We start from the raw sequence: 24,432 nt of genomic DNA on the forward strand, positions 1-24,432 counted from the left end.
GGCTTTGCTCCGCCAGGACAAGCCCACATTAGCGCGGTAAAAATACCGGGAAATTTTCGACCACAAAGCGCATCACCGCAGCGTGGTTTTGTGCGCGCGAGGCTCAGGTGGTCTCGGGAAAATACCTAGCCGGCAGGGCCAGCGAGTCTTGCAGCAGCGGCCAGTCAAAACCGGGACCGGGATCCTGCTTGCGGCCGGGCGCGATGTGCTCGTGCCCCGCGATATGGGCGACGGGATAGGCCTGGAGTAGCGCGGCGCAGAGCCCGGCCAGGGTCTCGTACTGGGATGTTTCGAAGGCGCCGCCTTCCAGGCCTTCAAGCTCAATGCCGATGGAGTCGTCGTTGCAGTTGCCGCGTCCGCGATAGTTCGATTCCCCGGCATGCCAGGCCCGGTCGCCGCAGCCGACGAATTGCCACAGGGCGCCGGAGCGGGCAATGAAGAAGTGCGACGACACCTGCAGGCCGCGTATGCCCTGGAAGTAAGCGTGGGCTTCCCAATCGAGTTGGTTGGTGAAGAGGCGCTGCACGTTGCCGTTGCCGAATTCACCGGGGGGCAGGCTGATGGAATGGATGACGACGAGGTCGATCAGCGCACCCTCAGGGCGCGGCCCGAAATTGGGTGAGGCCAGCGCGCGGGCATAGCGGTACCAGCCGTCTTGCCACAGGGGCTGTGGGGCGCTGGCGCCCTTATCTTCAGGCGGGGTCATCGGCGGCGTCGAGTCCATCAGCGGGGTCTTCGCTGCCCGGCGTCACGATGTTCAGGCGCGCAATGCGGTAGCGGATCTGGCGCAGGCTCAGGCCCAGCCTGGCTGCAGCAGCCGTGCGGTTGAAGCCGTTTTCCAGCAGTACCTTTGTGAGAATGCTGCGCTCCTGCCTGTCCAGGTAGTCCTGCAGGTTTTCCGGAATGGCGACCTGCTCTTCGGCCGGTGTGTCGAAATGCAGCTCGCTGCCGTCACCGAGCGCCACCGCGCGGTGCAGGGTGTTTTCCAGTTCGCGGACGTTGCCGTTGAAAGGCAAGGCGCGCAGCTGCGCCATCACGGACTCGGTCAGCTCGGGCACCGGGAAGCCGGACTCATGGCAGATTCTGGCCAGCAGGGCTTTGCACAGGGCCGGCAGGTCTTCCCGGCGCTCGCGCAGGGCGGGAACCTGAATCTCGATCACATTGAGCCGGTAATAAAGATCCTGGCGGAAAGTGCCCGCCTGGACCTCGGCCACGAGGTCCTTGTGCGTGGCACTCACGATGCGCACGTCCACCGCGTCCTCCTGCGCCGAGCCCAGCGGCCGCACGGTGCGTTCCTGGATGGCCCGCAGCAGCTTGGACTGCATGGCCAGGGGCAGGTCGCCGATTTCATCGAGAAACAGGGTTCCGCCCTTGGCCGCCTGGAAGTAGCCCTGCCGGTCCTGCGCCGAGCCGGTGTAGGCGCCCTTGCGCGCGCCGAAGAATTCCGCCTCCAGGAGGTTCTCGGGGATGGCGCTGCAATTGACCGCCACGAACGGGCCCGCCGTGCGGTGGCTGCAGCCGTGCACGGCGCGCGCCACCAGTTCCTTGCCGGTGCCCGACTCGCCCTGGATCAGCACCGGCGCCATGCTGCCGGCGACCTTGACGATGCGCGACTTGACGGCACGCATGACGGCCGATTCGCCGACCAGCTTCTGCAGGATCAGCGGGGCTTCGGCGGCAACCGGCAGGGGCAGTGCCAAGGGCGTGATGCCGGAGTCCGGCGTGCCGCGCTCGGTTTTGTCGGCGGCCGGCGTTGCTTGCTTGGCACCCTGCACGGCCGACGCCACTACGCTGCGGAACTGTTTGAGGTCGACCGGTTTGGTGAGGTAGTCGAAGGCGCCGGCCTTGAGCGCCTCGACCGCGTTTTCGGCAGAACCGTGTGCCGTGATGACGACGCAGCGCTCACTGCGCTGCTGGCTCACCATGTCGCGCAGCAGCTCCAGGCCCAGGCCGTCCGGCAGGCGCATGTCGGTGATGACTGCATCGAAGCGGTTTTCGCTGAGCTGCTGGCGGGCCTGCAGCAAATCGCCGGCGGCTTCCACCCGGTAACCTTCCCTGAGCAGGGTCAGCTCGTACAGGGTCCGCAGGTCCGGCTCGTCGTCGATGACCAGGATGCGGGCTTGCTGGGGAACGGGGTTTTGCATGCTCATGGTGTCAGGTGGGCATTGTGGCAAAAGACGGCGAGGGCGTGTTCGAAGATTGCGCAGAGGGCCTGAACATCACGAAAAATTCGTTGCCGTCGGTGCCTTCGCGCTGCACGCGCTGGTAGCCGATCATGGCGCCGTAGCGCTCGCACAGCTCACGGCAGATATACAGGCCCAGTCCGCTGGACCGGCTTTCCGACGAAAAGAAGGGTTCGAACAGGTGGGTCTGCACGGTCTGCTCCAGCGGCTGGCCGTCGCTCCAGACGGACAGGCGCGCCTGCCCCGGTGCCACGGCCTGGGTCGCGACTTCGATAGCCCCGTCGGAATCGCTGGCGTAGCGCAAGGCGTTGTCCAGCAGGTTGACCATCAGGCGCCGCAGATGCTCGGGCTCAAAGACCACGACGGCGTTGTCCGAGCCCGCCGTGATGCGCGTGCGCCCCGAGGCCGCCGTCTGCGCCGCCCAATCGGAGGTGATTTTCCGGGCGGTGTCGTCCAGCGGCAGTGTGGTGGTTTGCGGCGAGGGCAGTTGCGCCTGGGCGCGCGAAATATTCAGCACCTCGTCGACGATGCGGGCCAGGCGCTGCGCGTTTTGCCTGACCATGGCGGTGAGCCGGCGCTGCCCCGGGTCCTGCAGGTCTTCCTCGAGCAGCGCGTTGGCCTGAGAAATGGCGGCCAGCGGGTTGCGGATTTCGTGGGCCACCGCGGCCGACATACGGCCCATGGCCGCCATTTTTTCGGTCCGCACACGCGCTTCCATCTCTCGCAAGTCTTCCAGGAACATCACGCACAGGCTCTCATGCGAACCGTTCGGCGAAGCGGCCAGCCGCGTGCGCACGTGCAGCCGCCGGGTGTTGCCGCCCGCGTTGTCCAGGCTGACGTCGGCTTCCTGCGCCGCTTGCGCCGCGAAAGTGCGGTGCGTCAACTCGGCAAGCGGCTGCCAGGCGGGCTCCGTGGCCAGGATGAAAGGGGCGCTGCGCACGGTGTCGCTTGCCGCCAGCAGGCGCCGCGACGCCGGGTTGGCCGAGCGCACGATGCCGTTGACGTCGACCACCAGCACGCCGTCGGCCAGGGCTTCAATCACCAGCTCATTCACCTGCGTTTGCATGCGCGCGGCGGACTGGCTTCGTTTGGCCAGTTGCTCTTCCCTGGCCAGGCGCAGGGCCAGGTGGTTGGCAAGCAGCGCGACAAGGAAGAAGCCGGAGCCGCTCAGGCCCGATTGCAGGAAACGCGCGTTGGCGTCGCCCAGCCCCTGCAGTGAGTTCCACCAGGCATCGGCCAGCAGCAGCAGCGTCACGCTGGCGGCCGTTCCGAAGGCCAGCAATATCGGCCCCAGGATGGAGGCCAGCAAAACCGGCAGCGCGAACAGGGGGGTGTAGTTGATGCCGCTGGACTGCAGGAAGTTCAGCACCGAGAAGGCGATGACGTCCACGCCGATGGTGAGCACCCATTGCGCGTCAAAGGTGCTGCCGGGCGGCCGGGGCCGTGACCAGAGCCTCACAGCCAATGTGGCGCACAGGTAGGCGATGCAGGTCGCGATGGACCAGCGGTTGGTGGTGTTGCCCAGCGCGTAAATGAATGCCTGCAGGATGACCAGCACGGCGGCGATGGCGACGCGCGCGGTCATGAAAACATGCCACAGGCGGCCGAAGGAGCCCGGCTCGGACGTGATTTCCCAGCCGCCTGAGCCCTTGTCGCCGCCAGTTTCAAACCAGTGGGACGGCGTACTCATTAATCCCTTGCCTGGCGCCGGTGCGCCTCGCTGCAGTAAATGCCTTTGCTGCCGATCAGCGCTTCCGTTTTCGGCAAATGCACGCCGCAAACCTCGCAGGCGACGATTTCAGTGATGGCGGTTCCCGGTTTTTGCGGGGCTGGCGGGCGGACGGGCGCGGCGTCGCGCCGTTCCGTGTCACGGTTGTTCCGCCAGATCCAGAACACCACCAGCACCAGGGCCATGACCAGCAGGTATTTCATGCCCGCCTCAGGATGACTTCAAGCACAAAGCGCGAGCCGGCATAACCCAGCAGCAGCAGGCCGGAGCCCAGGTACAGCACATGGACCGCCTTGCGGCCGCGCCAGCCCAGGCGCGCCCGGCCGATCAGCAGGCCGGCAAAGGTCAACCACGCCAGCACCGAGAAAACGGTTTTGTGGTTCCACTTCCAGGCCAGGCCAGGCCCGTACAGCGTTTCGGCGAACAGCCAGCCGACGAACAGCGTGGCCGACAGCAGCACAAAACCGGCCTCCACGAAGCGGAAGGTCAGGCGTTCCAGTGTGAGCAGGGGCACGCCGGCGTCGGTTTGCGCGGCCAGCCGGATGGAGCGTTCGGAGCGCGTCATGAGCCAGCCGTGCACCACTGCCGCGGCAAACAGCCCATAAGACGCAATGCCCAGCGCCCAGTGCAGCGGCAGCCAGGGCGAGGCGATGGCGTGGTAGGTGGTGCCCGGGAAAATGGCCGCCAGGATGACCGCCACGCTGCCCAGGCCCGCCAGCGCCCAGTGGGCCTGCATCTGCGGGAAGAGGCGGCTTTCGACCGCGTACACGGTCAGCACCAGCCAGACGGTCATGGACAGCGCCGGCGCAAAACCGAAGCGGGCCGGTTCACCGAGCAGGCCGTCGGCCAGCGCCAGCGCGTGCAGCAGCCAGGCGGCCAGCAGCATGCCGCGTATGGTGCCGGCGCTCAGGCGCGGCGTGGCCAGCGCCAGGACGGCATAGGCGACGGCGGCGCCGGCTGCCGCGGCAAGACCCCACCAGTCGCTCAAAGCTAAAATCATGGCTAGAGTTTAGCCTTTACTGCTTTCGCGGCGGCTTTCCCCGCCGGCCCCATCGCAGCCCTTCCTTCCTCACCTAACTGCCCCACGCCCGTGGCGCCTTCCCATGGCTTCAGCCCTTACCGACAAGTTATCCCGCCTCGTCAAGGAAATGCGAGGCCAGGCCCGCATCACCGAATCCAATGTGCAGGACATGCTGCGCGAGGTGCGCATGGCGCTGCTGGAGGCCGACGTGGCCTTGCCGGTGGTGCGCGACTTCGTCGCCCGGGTCAAGGAAAAAGCGCTGGGCCAGGAGGTGATGGGCTCGCTCTCGCCGGGACAGGCGCTGGTCGGCATCGTCAACCGCGAACTGGCCGCCACCATGGGCGAAGGCGTGAGCGACATCAACCTGGCGGCGCAGCCGCCGGCGGTCATCCTGATGGCCGGCCTGCAGGGCGCGGGTAAAACCACCACGACGGCCAAGCTGGCCAAGCACCTGATCGAAAAGCGCAAAAAGAAGGTGCTGACGGTGTCCGGCGACGTCTACCGCCCGGCCGCCATCGAGCAGCTCAAGACCGTGACAAAGCAGGCCGGCGCCGAATGGTTTCCCAGCACGCCCGACCAGAAACCTGCCGACATCGCCCGCGCCGCGATCGACTATGCCCGCAGGCATTTCTTCGACGTGCTGCTGGTCGACACGGCCGGCCGCCTGGCCATTGACGAAGCCCTGATGGCCGAAATCAAGGAACTGCATGCCATCCTGAACCCGGTCGAAACGCTGTTCGTCGTCGACGCCATGCAAGGCCAGGACGCGGTCAACACCGCCAAGGCCTTCAAGGAAGCGCTGCCGCTGACCGGCATCATCCTGACCAAGACCGACGGCGATTCGCGCGGCGGCGCGGCGCTCAGCGTGCGGCAGATCACCGGTGCGCCCATCAAGTTTTCCGGCACCAGCGAAAAGATCGACGGCCTGGAGGTGTTCGACGCCGAGCGCCATGCCGGCCGCATCCTGGGCATGGGCGACATCGTGGCACTGGTCGAGCAGGTGGCCGCCGGTGTGGACATGGCTTCCGCCCAGAAGCTCGCGGCCAAGATCAAGTCGGGCGACGGCTTTGACCTGAACGACTTCCTGAGCCAGCTGCAGCAAATGAAGAATATGGGCGGCCTGTCCAGCCTGCTCGACAAACTGCCCGCGCAGATGAGCGCCAAGGCCGGCCAGGTCGACATGGACAAGGCCGAGAGAGACATGAAGCGCAAGGAGGGCATCATCCTGAGCATGACGCCGCTGGAGCGCCGCAAGCCCGAACTCATCAAGGCCACCCGCAAGCGCCGCATCGCCGCGGGTTCAGGCGTGCACGTTCAGGAGGTGAACCGCCTGCTCAACGAGTTCGAGCAGATGCAGGGCATGATGAAAAAGATGAAGGGCAGCGGCATGATGAAGATGATGAAGCGCATGGGGGGAATGAAAGGGATGCCCAAGTTCTGAGGATCCAATGCCCATAAAAAAAGCCGCTCGAAGCGGCTTTTTTTCATGGGTGTTCCGGACTCAAGCCGCCTTTAGCAGCGGCTTGGCCAGCCGGCTGGCATGCAGCCAGGCGCGGCGCAGCACTGCCGGAGAGCGGGTCTCTTCCGGGATCAGCAGGTAGTTCTGCGCGCGCAGGGCCGTGCCCACGCCGACCTTGCTGGTGAGCACCGTCATCGGGATGGACAGCAACAGCGGCAGGCCTACCGGGATCAGCCAGATCAGCGCGCGCGCGTCGATCACGGCGATGCCGACGGCCAGCAGTGCGATCACGCCGGACATGGGCGCCAGCTGCGCCAGCGCATGGCGCCAAGGCACGGCGGCCGCTTCCCGCGGGGGCGACTTCCATTCGAGCTTCAGGCCGGTCAGCGCCACCACCACGAACAGCGAATGCGCCAGCATGCGGATGGGCGCCTGCAGCAGGGCGATCAGGGTTTCCAGCAGCGCGCTGCGCAGCAGGCTGGCGGTGCCGCCGTAGGATTGCTGCTGGCGGTTGATCAGCACGGCGGCGATTCCCAGGATGCGCGGCAGGAACAGCATGCACAGCGTCCAGGCCCAGAGCGACATCAGCTCGCCCGGCAGCAGCGTCCAGTCGGCGATCATGGGTGAGCCCGACAGCCACAGCGCGGTGCCCAGGGTCAGGAAGCACAGCCACAGCGGCGCCGACAGGTAGGCCATGGCGCCCGTACCGAACATGGAGCGGTGCACCGGGTGTATGCCGGGCTCTGCGATCAGGCGCGAGTTCTGCAGGTTGCCCTGGCACCAGCGGCGGTCGCGTTGCAGCTCGGCCAGCAGGTCGGGCGGCTGCTGTTCGTAGCTGCCGACCAGGTCGCCCACCAGCCAGACGTGGTAGCCGGCGCGGCGCATCAACGCGGCTTCGACAAAATCATGCGACATGATGCTGCCGGCCATGCCGCCGGTGCCCGGGATGTGGGCCAGCGCGCAGTGCTTCATGAAGGGCTCGATCCGGATGATGGCGTTGTGGCCCCAGTAGTGGGATTCGCCCATCTGCCAGAACTGCATGCCCAGCGTGAACAGGCGGCCCGTCACGCGCGAGGCGAACTGCTGCGCGCGCGCATGCAAGGTCACATGGCCGATGGCCTGGGTGGCGGTCTGGATGATGCCGGCCTTGGGGTTGGCTTCCATCAGCTTGACCATGGAGACCAGGCAGTCGCCGCTCATCACGCTGTCGGCGTCCAATACCACCATATAGCGGTAGTCCTTGCCCCAGCGGCGGCAGAAGTCGGCCACGTTGCCGGCCTTGCGGTCGGTGCGGCGTTTGCGCAGGCGGTAGTAGACCTCGATCTGCGGCTGGTCCGGATGGCCGGCCAGCTGGGTACGCAGGTCTTCCCAGGCGGCGCGCTCGGCCTTGATGATGGCCGGGTTGTTGCTGTCCGACAGCACGAACACGTCGAAACTTTGCACGTGGCCGGTCATCGCCACCGACTCGCAGGTGGCGCGCAGGCCGGCGAACACGGTGCGCACGTCTTCATTACAGATGGGCATGATGATCGCGGTGCGGGTGGATGCATCCAACGGAACATGCTGGACTTTTTTGGCCGACAGCGCGTGCTTGTCGCCGTAGATCGTCACGTAAAAACCCATCATCGCGGTCATGAAGCCGGTCACCACCCAGGCCGACAGCAGCGCGAACAGGCTGATCTGGCCGTACTGCAGCCAGGCGTTGTCGTAGTCGGGCTGCATGTCGGCAAAGATGCTGGTCGCCAATACGGTGCTGACCAGCGTGAGCAGCAGGAACACCGCGCGGCGGCGCCTGGCCGCGCGCTGCCAGGGCTCGGGCCGGGCGGCGGGCAGCGGGCGCAAGGGCGCCGCGCCGCCGGTTTTGAAGGTCGCCACCAGCGGAAGCAAAAGCGCGGTCGCCATACTGTTCCAGAAGCCGCGCCAGGGGCGCGGCGCCATGGAGCCGCGGTTCAGCGGCGGCGCCGTGACCGAATTCGGATGACGTTCCTCGCGCAGCAGGCTGCGCGCGCCGGACGGTATCAGGGTGTGATCAGGTTGGTCCATGTTTCGCTTACGGTGTGGTTGTCATGTTTGAGAAAAGCGCGCAGCTCAACCGGCTGCGCCGGGTTCAGCCGCTGCACGCGCAGTGCCATGCGCCATGCGCCGGTGACGGGGTTTTTGTAGGCCAGGCTTTCCAGCACGCGGCCGTTGGCGTTGGCGCTGGAGACGGCTTCGACCTTGGCGTCCTCGGGCAAGGTGTCCAGCGCCGGGCCGGCAAAGTCGACGATGAACTGGACCTGGCCTGTGAGGTCGGTGCCCGGTTTTGAAAAACCGAAGCCGCGGCGCGATTGCGTGGCCCAGCCGTTGGGTGGCAGCTGCGGGTTCTTGCCCTGCCAGCTGATTTGCCAGGCGATGTCCAGCGACTGCCCGGGGGCCGGCATTTTTTCGGGCACCCAGTAGGCCGCCACGTTGTCGTGCGTCTCGTCGGGCGTGTTGAATTGCAGCAGCTCGACGCGGCCCGGACCCCAGTCGCCGACAGGCGTGACCCAGGCGCTGGGCCGCAGCTCATAGCGGGCTTCGGTGTCTTCGTAGCTGGCGAAGCTACGGTCGCGCTGCATCAGGCCGAAGCCCTTGAGCGACTTCATGCTGAAGGAGGTGGTCACCGTGGCCGAGGGGTTTTGCAGCGGCCGCCACAGCCATTCGCCGTCGCCGGTGGCCATCATCAAACCGTCGGAGTCGTGCACCTCGGGGCGGAAGTCGCCGGGCCGGGGCTGGTTCTCACCGGAGAAAAACATGCTGGTCAGCGGTGCGATGCCCAGGGTGGCGACGGGTGCGCTGTTGCCGCTGGTGGCGGCCGGGCGCATGAAAATGCGCGCCTGGACCTGGGTGGTGGTCTGTTCGCCGGGCGTGATGTCGAAGCGATAGGCGCCCGTCATGCGCTCTGAATCCATCAGCGCGTAGACCGTCAGCTGTTTCGCGTCGGCGGCGGGTTTTTCAAGCCAGAAATCGGTGAAACGCGGAAATTCTTCCTTGCCGCCGCCCACCGTGTCCACGGCCAGGCCGCGCGCCGACAGGCCGTAACGCTGGCCCGCGCCCAAGGCCCGGAAATACGTGGCGCCGGTGAACACCACCAGCTCGTCCTTGTAGCTGGGCGAATTGAGGTGGCTGAAAAAACGCACGCCGCCGTGGCCCAGGTCACCCCAGGTCTGGGGTGACAACTTGTTTTTTCCGAAATTAAAGGTCGCCGGGTCGTAGGGCAGGTGCTTTATGCCATCTGTCGTGATTTCGTGAATGCGCACCGAATCACCGTGCCGGCCGACGTGGAAAAAGTTCGCCTCGTAAGGCAGCTTGTCGACACGCCAAAGCGTGCTGGCGGCGTTGAAACGGATGTCGCGGTAGTCGTCGTAAGACATCTTGGCGAGTTCGGCGGGCACGGCGTGGGAGGCCTCGCGCCACGGCGCTTCCGAGCGCTGGCGCGCCTTGGCGGCTACATCGTCGAGGCCGAAGGCCTGCGCCTGGCCCGCTGCAAGCGTCAGGACTGCCAGGCTTGCGCAGGCCGCAATTCGAGCCCGCACCAAAAAGTTGGCGCTGCGCTTGAGGCCCACAGAGGCGTCAAAAAAAGGCAGGAAAAAGGCTGGCATGCCATGACTAGGGCAAACCCTGTGCCAGCTTCAAAAAACTGTTTTAAATCAATAACTTGGACGTGATACTTGACTTAACAAAATGTAAGGCAGCCCAGAAGCGCCAGAAATCGCTGTTTTTGTCGCCGATCAGCGACAAGCATCTGCGGATGCTTCATTAAATCGTTTGAAATCAAGGCCTTATGCCTGTCGCTGGCCGGCGACGGCGCGCAGCGGCAGAGCGACAGATTCTCGGGCTCAAGCCTTGAAGTGGCCTGGCGTGAGGCCGTGTTTTTGCATCAGGCGGTAAAACTCGGTGCGGTTGCGGTCTGCCAACCGCGCCGCGTCGGCCACGTTGCCATCCGTCAACTTGAGCAGGCCCACCAGGTAGTCGCGCTCGAAATGCTGTTTGGCTTCGGCAAACGTCAGCACTTGCACGCTCGGTGAACGCAGCGCCCTTTGCACCAGGGCCAGCGGTACCAGCGGCGTGGTCGACAGTGCGCAGACCTGCTCCACCACGTTGTAGAGCTGCCGCACGTTGCCGGGCCAGGCGGCCGTGCTCAGGGCCTTGAGGGCCTCGGGCGCGAAGCCGCTCAGGCGCTTGTCGTACTTGGCAGCCAGCTTCAGCAGGAAGTGGTTGGCCAGCAGGGGAATGTCCTCGCGGCGCTCCGACAGCGGCGGCAGGGTCAGTGTGACGACGTTGAGCCGGTAATAAAGGTCGGCGCGGAACTGGCCCTCGGCCATGGCGGCGTCCAGGTCGCGGTGGGTGGCCGAAATGATGCGGACATCCACGGGATTCGACTGGCTGGAGCCCAGCGGCCGCACCACGCGCTCCTGCAGCACGCGCAGCAGCTTGATCTGCAGGGCAGGCGGCATGTCACCGATTTCGTCGAGCAACAGCGTGCCGCCGTCGGCCGCCTGGAACAGCCCCTTGTGGTTGGCCACCGCGTCGGTGAAGGCGCCCTTGACGTGGCCGAACAGTTCGGACTCGAGCAAGGCCTCGGGGATGGCGCCGCAGTTCACCGCGACGAAGGGCTTGCCGGCGCGCGGGCTGGCCTGGTGGATGGCCTGGGCCAGCAGTTCCTTGCCGGTGCCGCTTTCACCGCGCAGCAGCACGCTGGCGTCGGATTGCGCCACCATGCGCGCCTCGGCCAGCGCTTCGGCCATGCGGCTGGAGCGGCTGATGATCTGGCTTTGCCAGGCTTCGGGGCCGCCGCGCCTGGCCGGGGTGGCGGGCGAGCTCAAGGCCAGGGCCTGGGCGATCTTGTCGAGCAGGCCCTTGCCGTCAAAGGGCTTGGTGAGGTAGGTGAACACGCCGCGCTCCGTGGCTTCCACGGCGTCGGGAATGGTGCCGTGGGCGGTCAGCAGGATCACCGGCAGGGAAGGATGTTGCTTCCTGATGTCGTCGAACAGCGCCAGGCCGTCCCGGCCGGGCAGGCGCACGTCGCTGAGCACCAGCTGTGGCCGCTCGATGTGAAGCTGGGTCAGCGCCGCTTCGGCCGAGGCCACGGCCGTGACGCGGTAGCCCGCCGCGGTGAGCCGCATGGTGAGCAGGCGCAGCATGTCCGCATCGTCGTCCACGACGAGCAGGTGGGGTGAAATGGCGCTGGCGGCGTCGCTCATCATGGGGCGGCGCGCGGCCGGCTGGCGGCGGGGGCCGAGGCGGGTGCCGCGGGCGGGCGGCTCGTCAGGCTGCGTTCAATCGCCTTGAGCGCTTCCAGCCGCTCGTTGGTCTGGTCCAGCCGGCGCTGCACGTCGCGCAGCTGCTGGTTCTGCTTGTCGAGTTGCTCTTCAAGGCGGCGCTGCTCGGCATAGCGCGACGCCAGCAAGCGGGCCAGCGGGTGCAATGGCTGGGCGTCGGCGTTGCCCAGCACGCGGGCCAGCAACTCCTGGGCGCGTATCAGATCGGGCAACTGGCGCAGCTGGCTCAGCACCAGCGACAGCTGGATCTGGGCCTCTGGACTGGCGGCGTCGCCCAGCCGCGCGGCTTCTTGTGTGAGTTCGGCCGGCGGCATGACGCGCACGCGCTCGGCGTAGGCCAGCATGCGCAGCGTCATGCCGCTGGCGAACACCACCGCCTCGGGGAGCGGCGCGGCGGGTTGGCTGGCGCTGGGCCGCGCAGCCTGGGCTGCGGAGACCGCGGCCCGGGCCGCCTGGGCGGCCGCGATGTCGGCGCCGCGCTCAGGGGCTGGGCCGCCGCTGCTGCAGGCAGCCAGCAGGGCCGACGCCAGCAGGGCCGACAGCAGGCCGCGGCCGGGGACGCGGGCCGCAGGCCGTGGGGGAAGGAAATCAATACTTGGAAGCATGGGGAAGCTCTATTCTGAAGTGTGCACCAGGTTGGTCGGGCATCAGGGTGATGCTTCCGCCGTGTGCGGCAATGTATTCGTGAACGATGGAAAGGCCGATGCCGCTGCCGCGAACCACGTCGGCCGGCTGGCGCTCGCCGCGGTAAAAGGGCTCGAAAATCCGCTCCCGGTCGGCCTGCGCCACGCCCACACCCTGGTCGTGGATGTCGATGCGCACAAATCCCCTCAGCGGGCTGAGCTCGAGCCGGATCTGGCCTTTGGGCGGTGAATAGCGGATGGCGTTGGACAGCAGGTTGGCGATCGCGGTGCCGATTTTCTCGGCGTCTATCTCCATCACCAGCGATTCGCCCACGACGGTGACCGCCAGTTCGCGCGCGCGCCACTGCAGGCGCTGCGCGTAGACCTGCTCTTCCATGAGCTGCAGCAGGTCCACGCTTTGCCGGTGCAGCTGGCGCGCCTCGAAGGCCGCGGTGTTGAAACGCAGCAGGTCCTCGATCTGGCTTTGCAGAACGCCGGTGTTGTGCTTCAGGATTTGTGCGATCTCGCGCTGGTCGTTGCTCAGCTCACCGGCCACGCCGTCTTCCAGCAGCGACACGCCCTCGCGCAGCGAGGCCAGCGGCGTCTTGAGCTCGTGCGAGATGTGGCGCAGAAAACGCGATTTGTCGGCGTCCAGTTCGACCAGGCGCAGCCGCAGCCAGTTCAGCCGCTGCCCGACCAGCGCCAGGTCGGCCGGCCCCTGGATGGCGATGACCTGGTCGAGCCGGTTTTCGCCCAGGCCCACGATGGCGTTTTCCAGGCGCCGCAGCGGCAGGGTGAACCACACGCCGAAGGCCAGCGCCATGACGACGGCCAGCACGATGGCCCAGGTCACCTGTTGCGCCAGGCGCTGGCGGCTGGCCTCCAGCTTGCCTTCGAGCGACTTGTTGCGCTGCTGGATGGCCTGCTGCACCTGCACCGCGATGGCGGCGTTGATGCTTTCCAGCTCACGGAACTCCTGCGCCAGCTGGCGCTCGCGGTCCAGCGCGGTGTCGGGCGGGCCGGTCAGCAGGCCGGCGATGGTTTGCAGGTGGGCGCGCCACTGGCGGGCCCTGACGACGGGAATGTCCTCGCGGGCCAGGGTCGCCAGGATGTCGCCGGCTTCGCGCAGTTCTTCGCCAAAGCGATCCCTGAGCACCCGGTCGTCGAGCACCACCGACTGCCGCGAGGTGCGCTCCATGGAGACGCTGCGCTCGCTGAGCGACTGCGCCGCGCCGCTGAGTTCCAGCGCCCGGGCGGCGTTGTCGCGGCTTTGCAGCGACAGGTCTTCCAGAGTGAACAGCGCGCGCAGCGAGGCGGCGCCCAGCAGGGCGGCGATCAGCAGGAAAGCGATCACCAGCAGTTGCCGGAACGAAAATCGTTGCAGCATGCGTGTGGAGTACCTGAGCAAGGGCGGCGGCCTCAGGCCGCGACGGCGACGTCCCGCGTCAGGACTTCGCCGCGCAGCGAGCGCTGCGTGGCCTGGGTGATGGTGATGTCCAGCATCTGGCCGATCAGCCGGGGCTGGCCCTTGAAGTTGACCACGCGGTTGCATTCCGTGCGGCCCATGAGTTCGGTCGGGTCTTTGCGCGAGGCGCCTTCGACCAGGATGCGCTGCACCGTGCCCTGGCGGCTGGCGCTGATGGCGCGCACGCTGTCGTCGAGGGTGGCCTGCAGGTGCTGCAGCCGCCGCAGCTTGACCTCGTGCGGCGTGTCGTCGTGCAGCGCAGCGGCCGGCGTGCCGGGGCGCGGGCTGTAGATGAAGCTGAAGGAGGTGTCGTAGCCGATTTCGTCGATCAGCTTCATCAGCTTGTTGAAGTCGTCCTCGGTTTCACCGGGGAAACCGACGATGAAATCGCTGCTCATGGCCAGGTCGGGGCGGATGGCGCGCAGCTTGCGCACGGTGCTCTTGTATTCCATGGCGGTGTAGCCGCGCTTCATCGCCATCAGGATGCGGTCGGAGCCGTGCTGCACCGGCAGGTGAAGGTGGTTCACCAGCTTGGGCAGCTTGGCGTAGGCGTCGATCAGGCTCTGCGTGAACTCGTTGGGGTGGCTGGTGATGTAGCGGATGCGCTCGATGCCCGGGATGTCGGACACGTATTCGAGCAGCGTCGCGAAATCGGCGATTTCGGCCGTGCCGCCCATGGGGCCGCGGTAGGCGTTGACGTTCTGCCCGAGCAGGGTGACTTCCTTGACACCCTGGTCGGCCAGGCCGGCAACCTCGACCAGCACATCCTCAAAGGGGCGCGAGACCTCCTCGCCGCGGGTGTAGGGCACCACGCAGTAGCTGCAGTACTTGGAGCAGCCCTCCATGATGCTCACGAAGGCGCTGGCGCCTTCGACGCGCGCCGGCGGCAGGTGGTCGAATTTTTCGATCTCCGGGAAGCTGATGTCGACCTGCGGCTTGCCCAGGCGTGCCCGGCTGGCCAGCATCTGCGGCAGGCGGTGCAGGGTTTGCGGGCCGAACACCACGTCCACGTAAGGCGCGCGCTGGATGATGGCCGCGCCTTCCTGGCTGGCCACGCAGCCGCCCACGCCGATCAGCACGCCTTTTTCCTTGAGGTGCTTGACGCGGCCCAGGTCGCTGAAGACTTTTTCCTGGGCTTTTTCGCGCACGGAGCAGGTGTTGAACAGGATCAGGTCGGCCTGTTCGATGTCCTGCGTGGGTTCGTAGCCCTCGGCCGCGTGGAGCACGTCGGACATCTTGTCCGAGTCGTACTCGTTCATCTGGCAACCAAAGGTTTTGATAAAGACTTTTTTACTCATGATCTGTTGGCGATTAGCGATGGGTGATTGCCCGCTGGATTCGCTATTGAAGGGATGCTTGCCGGAGCTCTGCCGGGAGGGCGAAATGCGGATGCGCGCCGGGAATGCCCGGCGCGGCGCGAATCAGCGCTGGTAGGCGGGCAACTGGTGGTACGGCGTCTTGCCGTTGTCCACGGGCGCCTTGGAGGCGCTGTCGGTGGTGAAGTTGAACAGCGTGGCGGTGCCGCCGGGCCGCTTTTCCTTGGCCTCTTCCGCGTTGAGGATCCAGACTTCATGCACCAGGCCGGTGTTGTCGCGCACGTAGTTCACCAGCACGGGCTTGTTCAGCAGAGGCGCGGACAGCGTGAACTGGTTGTTGGCGTCGCGTATGCGAGCGCCCACCGAGAGCCGTTCCCGCTTGCCGTCCATGGAAATCACCGGCGGCGCCAGCACCACCATTTCGCCGCGGACGGCCTTGGCCGGGAACTGCCGGACGTTGGGCTTGGCCGCTTCGGTGGACGAAGTGGCCTGGACGGTCTGGGTGCTCTGGTCCGTCTGGGCCAGGGCGGGCAGGCCCAGCAAACCGGCGGAGGCGGCCAGTGCCACGAGGAAGGGAGTCGGACGGAAGTTGCAGCGGTTCATGGTATGTGTCCAGAGGCTGTTGAATATCAAAAGGATAGCAAAGAATGGCCAAAATGCGCCATCAAAAGAACCCGCAAAGGCCCAGAACACAAAGAACAAAGCCCCAGGGGAGGGGACCCTCTGGGGCTTTGAAAGCATTCTTGGTGGTCGTAGGTGGACTTGAACCACCGACATCAGCATTATGAATGCTGCGCTCTAACCAACTGAGCTATACGACCGACAGCCTAATATTATAGCCAAAACTGAGGGCGCACCGCAACATGAGGGGATCACCAAAATCCAGCAGGGGCCGCGGGACCGGCTTTGCCGGACCGCAGGCGCAGCGCCCCCTTGGGGGGGGCAGCGCAGTACACGAAGTGACAAGCGTGGGGGCTCACCGGTTCTTGAACACTGGCTTTCGTTTGTTCACGAAGGCATCCATGCCTTCTTTCTGGTCTTCGGTGGAAAACAGTGAATGGAACAGGCGCCGCTCGAACATCACGCCATCGCTGAGGCCGCTTTCAAACGCCCGGTTGACGGCCTCCTTGGCGGCCATGACGCTGGGCTGGCCGAAACCGCAGATCAGCAGCGCGGCGCCCAGGGCTTCGTCCATCAGCTTGTCCAGCGGCACCACGCGGCTGACCAGGCCCGAACGCTCGGCCTCCTGGGCATCCATCATGCGGCCGGTCAGGGCCATGTCCATGGCCTTGGACTTGCCCACCGCGCGCGGCAGGCGCTGCGTGCCGCCGGCGCCGGGGATGATGCCCAGCTTGATTTCGGGCTGGCCGAAACGCGCGTTGTCGGCGGCGATGATGAAATCGCACATCATGGCCAGTTCGCAGCCGCCGCCCAGGGCGAAGCCGCTGACGGCCGCAATCACCGGTTTGCGCACGCTGCGGATCTGCTCCCAGTTGCGACTGATGTAGTCCTTGTTGTAGACGTCGGCAAAGGTGTAGCCTGCCATGGCACCTATGTCGGCGCCGGCCGCGAAGGCCTTTTCGCTGCCGGTCAGGATCATGCAGCCTATGCCGTCATCGGCGTCGAAGCCCTTCAGCGCCAGGCCCAGTTCGTCCATCAGCTGGTCGTTCAGGGCGTTGAGCTGCTTGGGGCGGTTCAGCGTGACGATGCCCACCTTGCGGCCGTCCGGGCCCTCGGTGCGGGTTTCAATGGTTTCGTAGCTCATGAAAGAAGTCCTTTGGCGGGAAATACGAGGGGAATGCCTGTGGCAATGATGCCATGAGCCGGGCCGCGACCGACGGCGCCGCAGATGCTAGATTCGAGGCAGGAGACCCCCGTCATGACCGATCCCGCTTCCCTCGCCGACCCTGCTGTTTTATACGCCACGGAAGGCGCCGTGGCCCTCATCACGCTGAACCGGCCGCAGGCGCTCAACAGTTTCACCCGGCAGATGCACCGCGAGCTGTGGGCCGCGCTGGACCGGGCCGAGGCCGACGCGCAGGTTCGCGCCCTGGTGGTCACCGGCGCGGGCCGCGGCTTTTGCGCCGGCGCCGACCTGTCGGAGTTTGATTTTTCACCCGGCCCCGGCCTGGTCGAACGCGCCGACCCGGGCCCGCTGATCGACCAGGCCTTCAACCCCACGGCGCGCCGCTTGCTGCAGCTGCGCATGCCGACGGTGGCTGCCGTCAATGGCGTGGCCGCGGGGGCAGGCGCCTCGTTGGCCATGAGCTGCGACATGGCGGTGGCCGCGCCCGGCGCCAGTTTTATCCAGGCCTTCAGCAAGATAGGCCTGGTGCCCGATGCGGGCAGCAGCTGGCTGCTGGTGCAAAAGCTGGGGCTGGCCCGCGCCATGGGCCTGGCGCTCACGGGCGACAAATTACCCGCGGCGCAGGCCAGGGAATGGGGCCTGATCTGGGACGTGGCGGACGAGCCCGTGGCCGCTGGCATGGCCCTGGCTCAACGGCTGGCAGCGCTGCCGACGCGGGCCCTGGTGGCGACACGGCAGCTGATGCGCGAGGGCGTGACCCGCACGCTGCACCAGCAGCTCGATGCCGAGCGCGACATGCAATCGGCCCTGGGCCGCACGCATGACTACTTTGAGGGTGTGGCCGCCTTCCTGGAGAAGCGGCCGGCGGCTTTCAAGGGGGAATGAGCCGTCAGGCCTTGGGGCCCAACCAGTGGTCCATCAGCGTGGCATCCTGCACCGCCAGACGCCAGGTGGTCAGCGCGGGCGGCATGGCGAGCTCCAGCCGCATCAGGCGCTTGTCGCGCGACACCAGGGCGATGACTTTTTTGGCGTCGCCGGCGTAGTGCGTGAGGTCGTCGAGCCGGCTCATGCGCCAGCCGCCATTCATGCCCCGTGCCGCGGCTTTCGTGGCGGGTTCCAGCCCCAGCCATTCATCGCCGGCCGCGAAGCCGGCGCGCTCGGCGGCACCGCCGCGCAAGACGGTTTTGACCTGCACCATGCCCTGGCTTTCGCCCACGCGCAGGCCCAGGCGCTGGGCCAGTTGCGCGGGCTCTTCCAGCACCGCCACACCGTGGTGCTGCAGCAGCGCCTTGAGCGGCAGTTCGTCCCGGCCATGCACCCAGCGGGCGAGTTCCGCCGCGTACGGCCTGTGCCCGGCCGCCGCGAGTTCTTCCGCGAAGTCGGCCTCGCGCATGGGGCCGGCCTTGCAGCGCAGCCAGAGGGCGCGCATCACGTCGTCCAGCGTGCCGGCTTTGGCGCGGCGATGTTCCCTGGCCTCGCCGCGCAGCGTGAGGTCAAAGCACAGCGCCACCAGTGAACCCTTGGTGTAGTAGCTCACGGTGGCGTTGGGCGTGTTTTCATCCTGGCGGTAATACTTCACCCAGGCGTCGAAGCTGGCTTCGGCCACCGACTGGACCAGGCGCCCCGGGGTTTGCATGACCTGGTTGATGGTCTTGTTGAGCAGCTTGAGGTAGCCGGCGTTGTCCAGCAGCCCGGCGCGGCGCAGCAGGAGGTCGTCGTAGTAGCTGGTGAAACCCTCGAAAAACCACAGCAAGCGCGTGTAGTTCTCGCTGGTGTAGTCGTAACTTTCCAATTCCGCGGGTCGCAGGCGCTTGACGTTCCAGGTGTGGAAATATTCGTGGCTGATCAGACCGCGCAGCGTGGTGTAGCCCTCGCTGGTGCGCGACTCGCCGACGCGCGGCAGGTCCTGGCGCTTGCAGATCAGCGCGGTGGAGTTGCGGTGCTCCAGCCCGCCGTAGCCGTCGTCGACGGCATTGAGCATGAACAGGTAATTCTGGAAGGGCGGTTTTCTGGCACCGTGCCAGAAGCGGATTTCGGCCTCGCAAATTTTGTGGGTATCGGCCAGCAGCCTGTCGCCGTCGAAGCTGGCCGTGGCGCCCGCCACCACCACGCGGTGCGGCACGCCGCGCGCCGTGAAGCTGCCGCTCCAGAAGGCGCCCATTTCCACGGGGCAATCGACCAGCTCGTCGTAGTCTGCCGCTACGTAGCTGCCGAAGCCGTGCTTGCTGGTTTCGCGCGCGGCAAGGCCGGTGGCCAGCGACCAGCCCTTGAGGGATTTGGGCGCCGGGACCTCGAGCACATGCTCGGACTTTTCACGGCCCTGCACCTTCAGGCACAGGCTGGTGCCGTTGAAGAAACCCCGGTGCGCGTCCAGCCAGGCGGTGCGCACCGAGTTGTCGTTGGCATACACCTCGTAGCGCAGTACCAGGGGCCTGGCCGGCGAGCATTGAACCTGCCAGGTGCATTTGTCGAGCTGCTCCACGGGCAGCGGCATTCCCACGGCCTGCCGGGCCTCGAGCTTCTGCAGGTTTTTGGAGAATTCCCGCACCAGGTAGCTGCCGGGAATCCAGACAGGCAAGGAAACCCGCTGCAGCGCGTCGGGCTGGGCGACGGTGAGGGTGACGCGAAAGAGATGGGCGTGGAGATCGCCGATTTCGACGCGGTAGTGGACGGGGGGACGGGTGTTTCGTGTGGGGCCTGGCATCTTGTGCACAGAATACCCCAGGTCCGGGCCCCGCCGTTTTAGCGCTTGGCGGCGGCCAACTGCTGCTCGACCTGCTGCGCGTTGATGGCGCCGGGAATGCGTGTGCCGTCTTCAAAAAACAGGGTGGGCGTTCCGGTGATCTTGTGCTTCCTGCCCAGGGCCAGGTTGCGCTCCAGCACGGAGGTGTCGCAGCTGCCCTTGGCGACCGCCTGGTCGCGCACCATCATGTCAAGCCAGGCTTTGCCTTGGTCCTTGGCGCACCAGACGTTTTTGGCCTTGTCGGTGGAGTCCGCGCTCAGGATGGGGAAGAGAAACATGTACACCGTGACGTCGTTGACTTTTTGCAGGTCGCGCTCGAAGCGTTTGCAATAACCGCAATTGGGGTCCTCAAACACCGCCAGCTTGCGCTTGCCGTTGCCGCGCACGATGGTGAAGGCATCCTTGACGGGCAGGGCGGCAAAGTCGATGGCGCTGAGTTTTTCCACGCGCTCTTCGGTCAGGTTGCGTTTGGCCCGCACGTCGATCAGGTTGCCCTGGATCAGGAAGTTGCCTTCGGCGTCGGTGTAAAAAATATCGCTCTCATTGACCCGGATTTCATAGAGGCCGTTGATGGGCGTCTTGCTGACCTCGTCGATCTTGGCGAAAGCGGGCATTCTTTCGGCCAGGTTTTTGCGAATCGCGGCTTCCTGCGCGAACGCGGAACCCAGGCTGCAGGCCAGCAGGCCCAGGACGGTGGCAGCTTTCAGAAATCTCATGGTTATTCCCGGTGTTCGGCATGTTTCGGCCGGCCCATTTCACATATTCAATCAGTCACAAACCCGCGGCTTGCCGCGTCAGCCAGTTTTTCAGGAAACCGCTGCGTTCAAAGCCCTTCATACCCCAATTGCGCAAAGCCTGCCAGCGTCCGTCGGTCTGCGCGAACAACCCGTGCAAACCGTCGGTCACCGCGCCCATGGCCGCCACGTCGGCCTTGCGGGCCCTTTCGTAGCGGCGCAGCAGTTTTTCGTCGCCCAGCCCTCGCCAGTATTCGCGCTGCGCCAGCACACCGGCCAGGCAGGCCGCATCGGCCAGCCCCAGGTTCAGCCCCTGGCCGGCCAGCGGGTGCACCGTGTGCGCCGCATCGCCCGCCAGGGCCCAGCCCGGGCCCACCCAGTGGCCGGCGCTGGACAAGGCCAGCGGCCAGCTGGCCCGCTCGCTGGTCAGCCGCAGGCCGCCGGTTTCGGGGCCGCACACGGCTTGCAGGGCCTTGCAGAATTCTTCAGGCGGCAGTTTCTCCAGCGCGCCGGCGCGTTCCACAGAGACTGACCACACCAGCGCCGCCAAGTTCCCCTGGGCGCCGGATAAAGGCAGGAGCGCCAGAATATCGCCACCCGCAAACCACTGGCGCGCCACGCCACCATGGGGGTTTTCCAGTTCGAGGCGGGCCGCAATGGCTTTTTGCGGATAGGGTTTGACCGTCCAATTAACCGGGCGCTGCTGCCCTAACTCGTCGCGGCTGGCGCTTGCCCGGCCTTCGCAGATCACCTGGAGCGCAGCCTTGGCCGGCTCGGTCACGGTTTCGATCTGGGGCTGGTAGCGCACCGCCTGGATCAGTTGCTGCTCCAGCGCGGGGACGTCGACGATCCAGGCCAGCGCCTCCTGGCCCACGCTGTGGGCGGTGAAATCGAGCTTGCCGCCGTCGTCGCCCCAGACCTGCATTTCCAGCACCGGCGTGGCAAAGGCGGCTTCGGGCCAGGCGCGCAGGGCTTCGAGCACGCCGCGCGAGGCGCTGTTCAGCGCGTAGGCGCGCACATCGGCGGCTTGCGCACCGGCGGCTTTTTCGGGGCGGGTGACCAGCGCCACGCGCAGACGCTCGCGCGCCAGCAGCAGGGCCAGCGTGCGGCCGACCACGCCGTCGCCGCGAATACAGACATCAAAAGTCTTGGACATGCCTCATTCTAGAAGGCAGTGCAAAATCGGTGTTTCGGGCCGGCCCTTTTTCCATGCTTTCCCGCATTCACAAGGATTTGACGACGTGAGCCACGCATTGAACGACATCCCTGCCGCCGCCGCAGCCGACAGCACCTCTTTCGACCTCAACGCGGTGATCTCGCGCCTGTATGTGTATCCGGTCAAATCCTGCGCCGGCGTGCAGGTGCAGGATGTCCTGCTGACCGAGACCGGGCTGGAGTTCGACCGCGCCTGGATGGTGGTGGATGACAAGGGCTGTTTCCTCACGCAGCGCGAATTGCCGCGCATGGCGCTGATCAAGCCGCAGCTCAGGCACCACGACATGATCCTGCGCGCCCCCGGCATGCTGGCCCTGCACATCGCGCTGGACCAGGTGGAGGAGCCGGTACGCGTGCAGGTCTGGAAGGATGAAGTCCAGGCCTACGACATGGGCCCCATCGCCGCCCAGTGGTTCAGCGATTTCCTGGGCCGGACGGCGCGCCTGGTGCGCTTCGACCCCGAGCACAAGCGGGTCTGCAACACCGAGTGGACCGGCGGCCTGGAGGCGCTCAACCAGTTCAGCGACGGCTATTCGCTGCTGGTGCTCAGCGAGGCCTCGCTGGCGCAATTCAATGAAAAACTGGCGGCCGCGGGTGTGGCGCCCGTGGGCATGGAGCGCTTTCGCCCCAACCTCGTGCTGGGCGACGCACCGGGAGCCGAAGGCCTGGCGCCGCACGACGAGGACCGCGTCGACCTGCTGCAGATCGCGACGGAACAGGGCTCCGCGCAGCTCAAGCCGGTGAAGCCCTGCCCGCGCTGCCCGATCCCCAACATCGACCCGGCCACCGCCATCAGCAGTCCCGAGGTGAACGACATGCTGCAGACCTACCGGCAGGATCCGCGCGTCAACGGCGCGCTGACCTTCGGCATGAACGCCATCGTGCTGGCCGGCATAGACCACCAGCTCAAGGTGGGCCAGGCCGTGGGTGCCAGCTACCGGTTTGAATGACTTTTGACCGCCCGCAGCGGAGGTGGCGCGTGGGCCTTCGAGGGCCCATGGAGTGCCTGTGGCGGCTGCGGGCCGCTGGAGATGGTGTCGAGCGTTGATTCGGTGTCCAGGGGCATGGGGTGTGTCGACTCCGGCTCGAGAAAGCGTATGGGCCTGCGGGTGCGCGCTGCCATGCTGTGCAGCAGGTCGGCCAGGGCCGTGGAAATTTCTTCGTGGCTGCCAAGGCGCTCGCTCAGCACCACGCCTGCGACATGGAACTGCAAAACGACTTCCGGCTTGAGGCCCTTGAGCGGCATGAGTCCGGCAGCGATCAGGCGTGCCGACAGGTCTGTGACGGGCGCGCGCGATGAAACACCTTCAAGAATCAGGCCAAAGCGCGCTTCGTCGATGCGCCCCACGGTATTCACATCCCGCAGCAGCCGGCGCAGCTTGATGACGCTGCGCAGCAGGCTTTGCTCTGCCACTGCCGTGCCCCAGGTTTTTTTGATGTAGCGGTAGTTGACAAGTTCGATGTACACCACGGCAGCGGGTTCCTGGTGGCGCTGCGCCCGGCCCACCACCTGCTTGAAGCGGTCGTGAAAAAGGTGCGCGGCGAGAAGGCCGGTGAGGGCGTCCTGGCTTGACATGGCCTGCTCGCGCGCTTCCACCGCGTGGCGCTCGTGTGAACGCGTGTTCAGCGCGACCAGCAGCAGGGGTACCTCCATGGCCAGCGCCGCCATCAGGCCGTAGTGATACAGCCACGGCAAGGAAAACAGGCCGAGGATGCTGGTGACGGTGAGGAGCGTCACCAGCCCCAGCGGAGAGAACGCCGCCAGTACCCAGAAACCCACGACGTCCTGGCGTCGCCACGTCATGTAGGCCCGGCTTGTTCCCAGTGCCACAACGACAACCAGGTAAGCACCCAGAATGGCCACGCCCAGGCCACGCTCCACAAAAAGATAAACCAGCGCCAGCGGTACCCCGGCCATGCCGGTCTGCAAGGCGAGCCGCTCAAACCACTTGTAGCGTGAACCGGTGCCGCACAGGTGATGCACAACCAGCAGGGCCGAGCCGCCGCCCAGGATGGCCAGGAAGCCCTGGGCCATGTTGTTCCAGGTGCTGAAGCTGCCCCAGAGAAAATGGCCCGCGACACCCGTCCATGCCGCCACGACAAGGGCCATGATGACCGCATACACGGAATACCAACCGTAGGCCCGGTCGCGGTAGACCCAGCTCTGCACGGCGCAGGCAATGATCAGCAGCACCAGTGCGCCGAACACCACGCCGATGGCCAGGTATTCCAGTTGAAGGCGCTGCGCCTGGTAGCTGCGGGTGCTGATCCGCACCGGAATGCTGACTTCCGTCTGGTGCTGGATGCGCACGTAGACGTCGTGCAGGCCGCTATCCGGCAGCTTGAGTTCGAACTGCCCGTAGCGGCCGGGCTCGGGCCAACTGGAAACCGCCACGGTATCCCCGGCGGTTTGCGAGATCCAGGTGCCTGCCGCCGTGCGCTGGTACACGGTCGCCAGGTCCAGCAGGGGCAGGGGAAATGCCAGCAGCCAGTCCTGGTGCGAACCCGGTGATCTGGCGATGCGGTAGTGCAGCCACAGCGCCGCGCGCGGGCCCAATGAATAAATGGTGTCGTCCGCGGCGGGCGCGAAGGCGGGGCCGCCCTTGCCGGCCGCCACCTGTTCAATGCCGGCCTGGCCTTCGGCATCTATCCAGGTATGGGCGTCGGCGCGCGCGTCCATGACCGGTTTGTCGTCGTTCAGGGCCAGCACCGGCTGGGCCTGCACCGCCCCGGCCTGCAGCAGCAAAGACCCACCCAGCAAAAGGGTGGCGAATACCTGCCGCAAAGCACTCCAACCCTGGCCGGGCGCGCATCGAATACACTTCTCAGCCTGTTTT

General features: G+C 66.1%; 20 protein-coding genes and 1 tRNA gene. 3 read left to right on the top strand and 18 right to left on the bottom strand.

The genetic code is table 11. The features are described 5' to 3' along the window. Positions 1 to 103: 103 nt before the first annotated feature. The 5 genes from ampD to ACSQ27_RS15810 are packed head-to-tail and all read right to left on the bottom strand — an operon-like array spanning position 104 to position 4,912. Entirely contained in the window at positions 104 to 706 is a 603-nt protein-coding gene (gene ampD, locus ACSQ27_RS15790) for a 1,6-anhydro-N-acetylmuramyl-L-alanine amidase AmpD (protein ID WP_436156453.1), read from the bottom strand. Beyond that, the gene (locus tag ACSQ27_RS15795) at positions 693 to 2,150 is read right to left on the bottom strand and encodes a sigma-54-dependent transcriptional regulator (RefSeq protein WP_436156454.1); all 1,458 of its coding nucleotides are present in this window, start codon (positions 2,148 to 2,150) and stop codon (positions 693 to 695) included. The genes ampD and ACSQ27_RS15795 overlap by 14 nt, the downstream gene beginning before the upstream one ends. A 4-nt stretch (positions 2,151 to 2,154) precedes the next feature. After that, a complete protein-coding gene (locus tag ACSQ27_RS15800) occupies positions 2,155 to 3,873 on the bottom strand; it encodes a sensor histidine kinase (protein WP_436156455.1) in 1,719 nt (572 codons plus the stop codon). Continuing rightward, positions 3,873 to 4,115 carry a PP0621 family protein gene (locus tag ACSQ27_RS15805; protein ID WP_436156456.1) on the bottom strand — a complete coding sequence of 81 codons (243 nt, stop codon included), beginning with the start codon at positions 4,113 to 4,115 and terminating at the stop codon, positions 3,873 to 3,875. The genes ACSQ27_RS15800 and ACSQ27_RS15805 overlap by 1 nt, the downstream gene beginning before the upstream one ends. Next, positions 4,112 to 4,912, bottom strand: a complete 801-nt coding sequence (locus ACSQ27_RS15810; RefSeq protein WP_436156457.1) for a cytochrome C assembly family protein — start codon at positions 4,910 to 4,912, stop codon at positions 4,112 to 4,114. The genes ACSQ27_RS15805 and ACSQ27_RS15810 overlap by 4 nt, the downstream gene beginning before the upstream one ends. A gap of 103 nt (positions 4,913 to 5,015) precedes the next feature. Here ACSQ27_RS15810 and ffh point away from each other — a divergent pair, with 103 nt between their 5' ends. After that, positions 5,016 to 6,374: a signal recognition particle protein gene (ffh, locus tag ACSQ27_RS15815; protein ID WP_436156458.1), complete on the top strand. Its 1,359-nt coding sequence runs from the start codon at positions 5,016 to 5,018 to the stop codon at positions 6,372 to 6,374. A 60-nt stretch (positions 6,375 to 6,434) separates the two neighbouring features. Here ffh and mdoH read toward each other — a convergent pair whose 3' ends face one another. The 9 genes from mdoH to ACSQ27_RS15860 form a co-directional block, all read right to left on the bottom strand. Beyond that, entirely contained in the window at positions 6,435 to 8,435 is a 2,001-nt protein-coding gene (mdoH, locus tag ACSQ27_RS15820; RefSeq protein ID WP_436156459.1) for a glucans biosynthesis glucosyltransferase MdoH, read from the bottom strand. Then, positions 8,411 to 10,012, bottom strand: coding sequence for a glucan biosynthesis protein G (locus tag ACSQ27_RS15825; protein ID WP_436156460.1), 1,602 nt, complete (start codon positions 10,010 to 10,012; stop codon positions 8,411 to 8,413). Before ACSQ27_RS15825 ends, mdoH begins: the two co-directional genes overlap by 25 nt. A 237-nt stretch (positions 10,013 to 10,249) precedes the next feature. Then, a complete protein-coding gene (locus ACSQ27_RS15830) occupies positions 10,250 to 11,614 on the bottom strand; it encodes a sigma 54-interacting transcriptional regulator (RefSeq protein ID WP_436156757.1) in 1,365 nt (454 codons plus the stop codon). Beyond that, a complete protein-coding gene (locus ACSQ27_RS15835; protein WP_436156461.1) occupies positions 11,614 to 12,297 on the bottom strand; it encodes a hypothetical protein in 684 nt (227 codons plus the stop codon). Before ACSQ27_RS15835 ends, ACSQ27_RS15830 begins: the two co-directional genes overlap by 1 nt. Beyond that, positions 12,281 to 13,702 carry a sensor histidine kinase gene (locus ACSQ27_RS15840; RefSeq protein ID WP_436156462.1) on the bottom strand — a complete coding sequence of 474 codons (1,422 nt, stop codon included), beginning with the start codon at positions 13,700 to 13,702 and terminating at the stop codon, positions 12,281 to 12,283. The genes ACSQ27_RS15835 and ACSQ27_RS15840 overlap by 17 nt, the downstream gene beginning before the upstream one ends. Positions 13,703 to 13,734: 32 nt before the next feature. Further along, the gene (gene miaB, locus ACSQ27_RS15845) at positions 13,735 to 15,078 is read right to left on the bottom strand and encodes a tRNA (N6-isopentenyl adenosine(37)-C2)-methylthiotransferase MiaB (protein ID WP_436156463.1); all 1,344 of its coding nucleotides are present in this window, start codon (positions 15,076 to 15,078) and stop codon (positions 13,735 to 13,737) included. A 123-nt stretch (positions 15,079 to 15,201) separates the two neighbouring features. Next, positions 15,202 to 15,699 carry a hypothetical protein gene (locus tag ACSQ27_RS15850; RefSeq protein ID WP_436156464.1) on the bottom strand — a complete coding sequence of 166 codons (498 nt, stop codon included), beginning with the start codon at positions 15,697 to 15,699 and terminating at the stop codon, positions 15,202 to 15,204. A gap of 141 nt (positions 15,700 to 15,840) precedes the next feature. After that, a tRNA-Met gene (locus tag ACSQ27_RS15855) sits at positions 15,841 to 15,917 on the bottom strand. A 155-nt stretch (positions 15,918 to 16,072) separates the two neighbouring features. After that, complete coding sequence (locus tag ACSQ27_RS15860) at positions 16,073 to 16,861, bottom strand: enoyl-CoA hydratase (RefSeq protein ID WP_436156465.1); 789 nt, start codon at positions 16,859 to 16,861, stop codon at positions 16,073 to 16,075. A gap of 114 nt (positions 16,862 to 16,975) precedes the next feature. Here ACSQ27_RS15860 and ACSQ27_RS15865 point away from each other — a divergent pair, with 114 nt between their 5' ends. After that, entirely contained in the window at positions 16,976 to 17,788 is an 813-nt protein-coding gene (locus ACSQ27_RS15865; RefSeq protein WP_436156466.1) for an enoyl-CoA hydratase-related protein, read from the top strand. 4 nt (positions 17,789 to 17,792) lie between these two features. Here ACSQ27_RS15865 and ACSQ27_RS15870 read toward each other — a convergent pair whose 3' ends face one another. Genes ACSQ27_RS15870 through ACSQ27_RS15880 form a run of 3 tightly spaced genes read right to left on the bottom strand, consistent with a single transcriptional unit; the run spans position 17,793 to position 21,536 of the window. Beyond that, positions 17,793 to 19,607 (bottom strand): M61 family metallopeptidase, encoded by a 1,815-nt coding sequence (locus tag ACSQ27_RS15870; RefSeq protein WP_436156758.1) that lies wholly within the window; start codon positions 19,605 to 19,607, stop codon positions 17,793 to 17,795. 38 nt (positions 19,608 to 19,645) lie between these two features. Continuing rightward, complete coding sequence (locus ACSQ27_RS15875; protein ID WP_436156467.1) at positions 19,646 to 20,362, bottom strand: DsbC family protein; 717 nt, start codon at positions 20,360 to 20,362, stop codon at positions 19,646 to 19,648. A 55-nt stretch (positions 20,363 to 20,417) separates the two neighbouring features. After that, on the bottom strand, positions 20,418 to 21,536 hold the full coding sequence (locus ACSQ27_RS15880) for an FAD-dependent monooxygenase (RefSeq protein ID WP_436156468.1): 1,119 nt from the start codon (positions 21,534 to 21,536) through the stop codon (positions 20,418 to 20,420). An 85-nt stretch (positions 21,537 to 21,621) separates the two neighbouring features. Here ACSQ27_RS15880 and ACSQ27_RS15885 point away from each other — a divergent pair, with 85 nt between their 5' ends. Next, a complete protein-coding gene (locus ACSQ27_RS15885; RefSeq protein WP_436156469.1) occupies positions 21,622 to 22,545 on the top strand; it encodes an MOSC domain-containing protein in 924 nt (307 codons plus the stop codon). Here the strand turns inward: ACSQ27_RS15885 and ACSQ27_RS15890 are convergent. Beyond that, positions 22,530 to 24,380 carry a sensor domain-containing diguanylate cyclase gene (locus ACSQ27_RS15890; protein WP_436156470.1) on the bottom strand — a complete coding sequence of 617 codons (1,851 nt, stop codon included), beginning with the start codon at positions 24,378 to 24,380 and terminating at the stop codon, positions 22,530 to 22,532. The two genes, ACSQ27_RS15885 and ACSQ27_RS15890, sit on opposite strands and share 16 nt — an antisense overlap. Positions 24,381 to 24,432 lie beyond the last annotated feature (52 nt).

The organism is Polaromonas sp. LjRoot131 (assembly GCF_964252805.1).
Classification (GTDB): Bacteria; Pseudomonadota; Gammaproteobacteria; order Burkholderiales; family Burkholderiaceae_C; genus Polaromonas.

What these genes read in the sequence shown, in the direction of transcription:
- ACSQ27_RS15875 (WP_436156467.1), bottom strand. Translation starts at nt 20,362, where the DNA reads ATGAGATTTCTGAAAGCTGCCACCGTCCTGGGCCTGCTGGCCTGCAGC.
- ACSQ27_RS15805 (WP_436156456.1), bottom strand. Translation starts at nt 4,115, where the DNA reads ATGAAATACCTGCTGGTCATGGCCCTGGTGCTGGTGGTGTTCTGGATC.
- ACSQ27_RS15870 (WP_436156758.1), bottom strand. Translation starts at nt 19,607, where the DNA reads ATGCCAGGCCCCACACGAAACACCCGTCCCCCCGTCCACTACCGCGTC.
- ACSQ27_RS15840 (WP_436156462.1), bottom strand. Translation starts at nt 13,702, where the DNA reads ATGCTGCAACGATTTTCGTTCCGGCAACTGCTGGTGATCGCTTTCCTG.
- ACSQ27_RS15835 (WP_436156461.1), bottom strand. Translation starts at nt 12,297, where the DNA reads ATGCTTCCAAGTATTGATTTCCTTCCCCCACGGCCTGCGGCCCGCGTC.
- ACSQ27_RS15800 (WP_436156455.1), bottom strand. Translation starts at nt 3,873, where the DNA reads ATGAGTACGCCGTCCCACTGGTTTGAAACTGGCGGCGACAAGGGCTCA.
- ffh (WP_436156458.1), top strand. Translation starts at nt 5,016, where the DNA reads ATGGCTTCAGCCCTTACCGACAAGTTATCCCGCCTCGTCAAGGAAATG.
- miaB (WP_436156463.1), bottom strand. Translation starts at nt 15,078, where the DNA reads ATGAGTAAAAAAGTCTTTATCAAAACCTTTGGTTGCCAGATGAACGAG.
- ampD (WP_436156453.1), bottom strand. Translation starts at nt 706, where the DNA reads ATGACCCCGCCTGAAGATAAGGGCGCCAGCGCCCCACAGCCCCTGTGG.
- ACSQ27_RS15865 (WP_436156466.1), top strand. Translation starts at nt 16,976, where the DNA reads ATGACCGATCCCGCTTCCCTCGCCGACCCTGCTGTTTTATACGCCACG.
- ACSQ27_RS15810 (WP_436156457.1), bottom strand. Translation starts at nt 4,912, where the DNA reads ATGATTTTAGCTTTGAGCGACTGGTGGGGTCTTGCCGCGGCAGCCGGC.
- ACSQ27_RS15830 (WP_436156757.1), bottom strand. Translation starts at nt 11,614, where the DNA reads ATGAGCGACGCCGCCAGCGCCATTTCACCCCACCTGCTCGTCGTGGAC.
- ACSQ27_RS15880 (WP_436156468.1), bottom strand. Translation starts at nt 21,536, where the DNA reads ATGTCCAAGACTTTTGATGTCTGTATTCGCGGCGACGGCGTGGTCGGC.
- ACSQ27_RS15850 (WP_436156464.1), bottom strand. Translation starts at nt 15,699, where the DNA reads ATGAACCGCTGCAACTTCCGTCCGACTCCCTTCCTCGTGGCACTGGCC.
- ACSQ27_RS15860 (WP_436156465.1), bottom strand. Translation starts at nt 16,861, where the DNA reads ATGAGCTACGAAACCATTGAAACCCGCACCGAGGGCCCGGACGGCCGC.
- ACSQ27_RS15795 (WP_436156454.1), bottom strand. Translation starts at nt 2,150, where the DNA reads ATGAGCATGCAAAACCCCGTTCCCCAGCAAGCCCGCATCCTGGTCATC.
- ACSQ27_RS15825 (WP_436156460.1), bottom strand. Translation starts at nt 10,012, where the DNA reads ATGCCAGCCTTTTTCCTGCCTTTTTTTGACGCCTCTGTGGGCCTCAAG.
- mdoH (WP_436156459.1), bottom strand. Translation starts at nt 8,435, where the DNA reads ATGGACCAACCTGATCACACCCTGATACCGTCCGGCGCGCGCAGCCTG.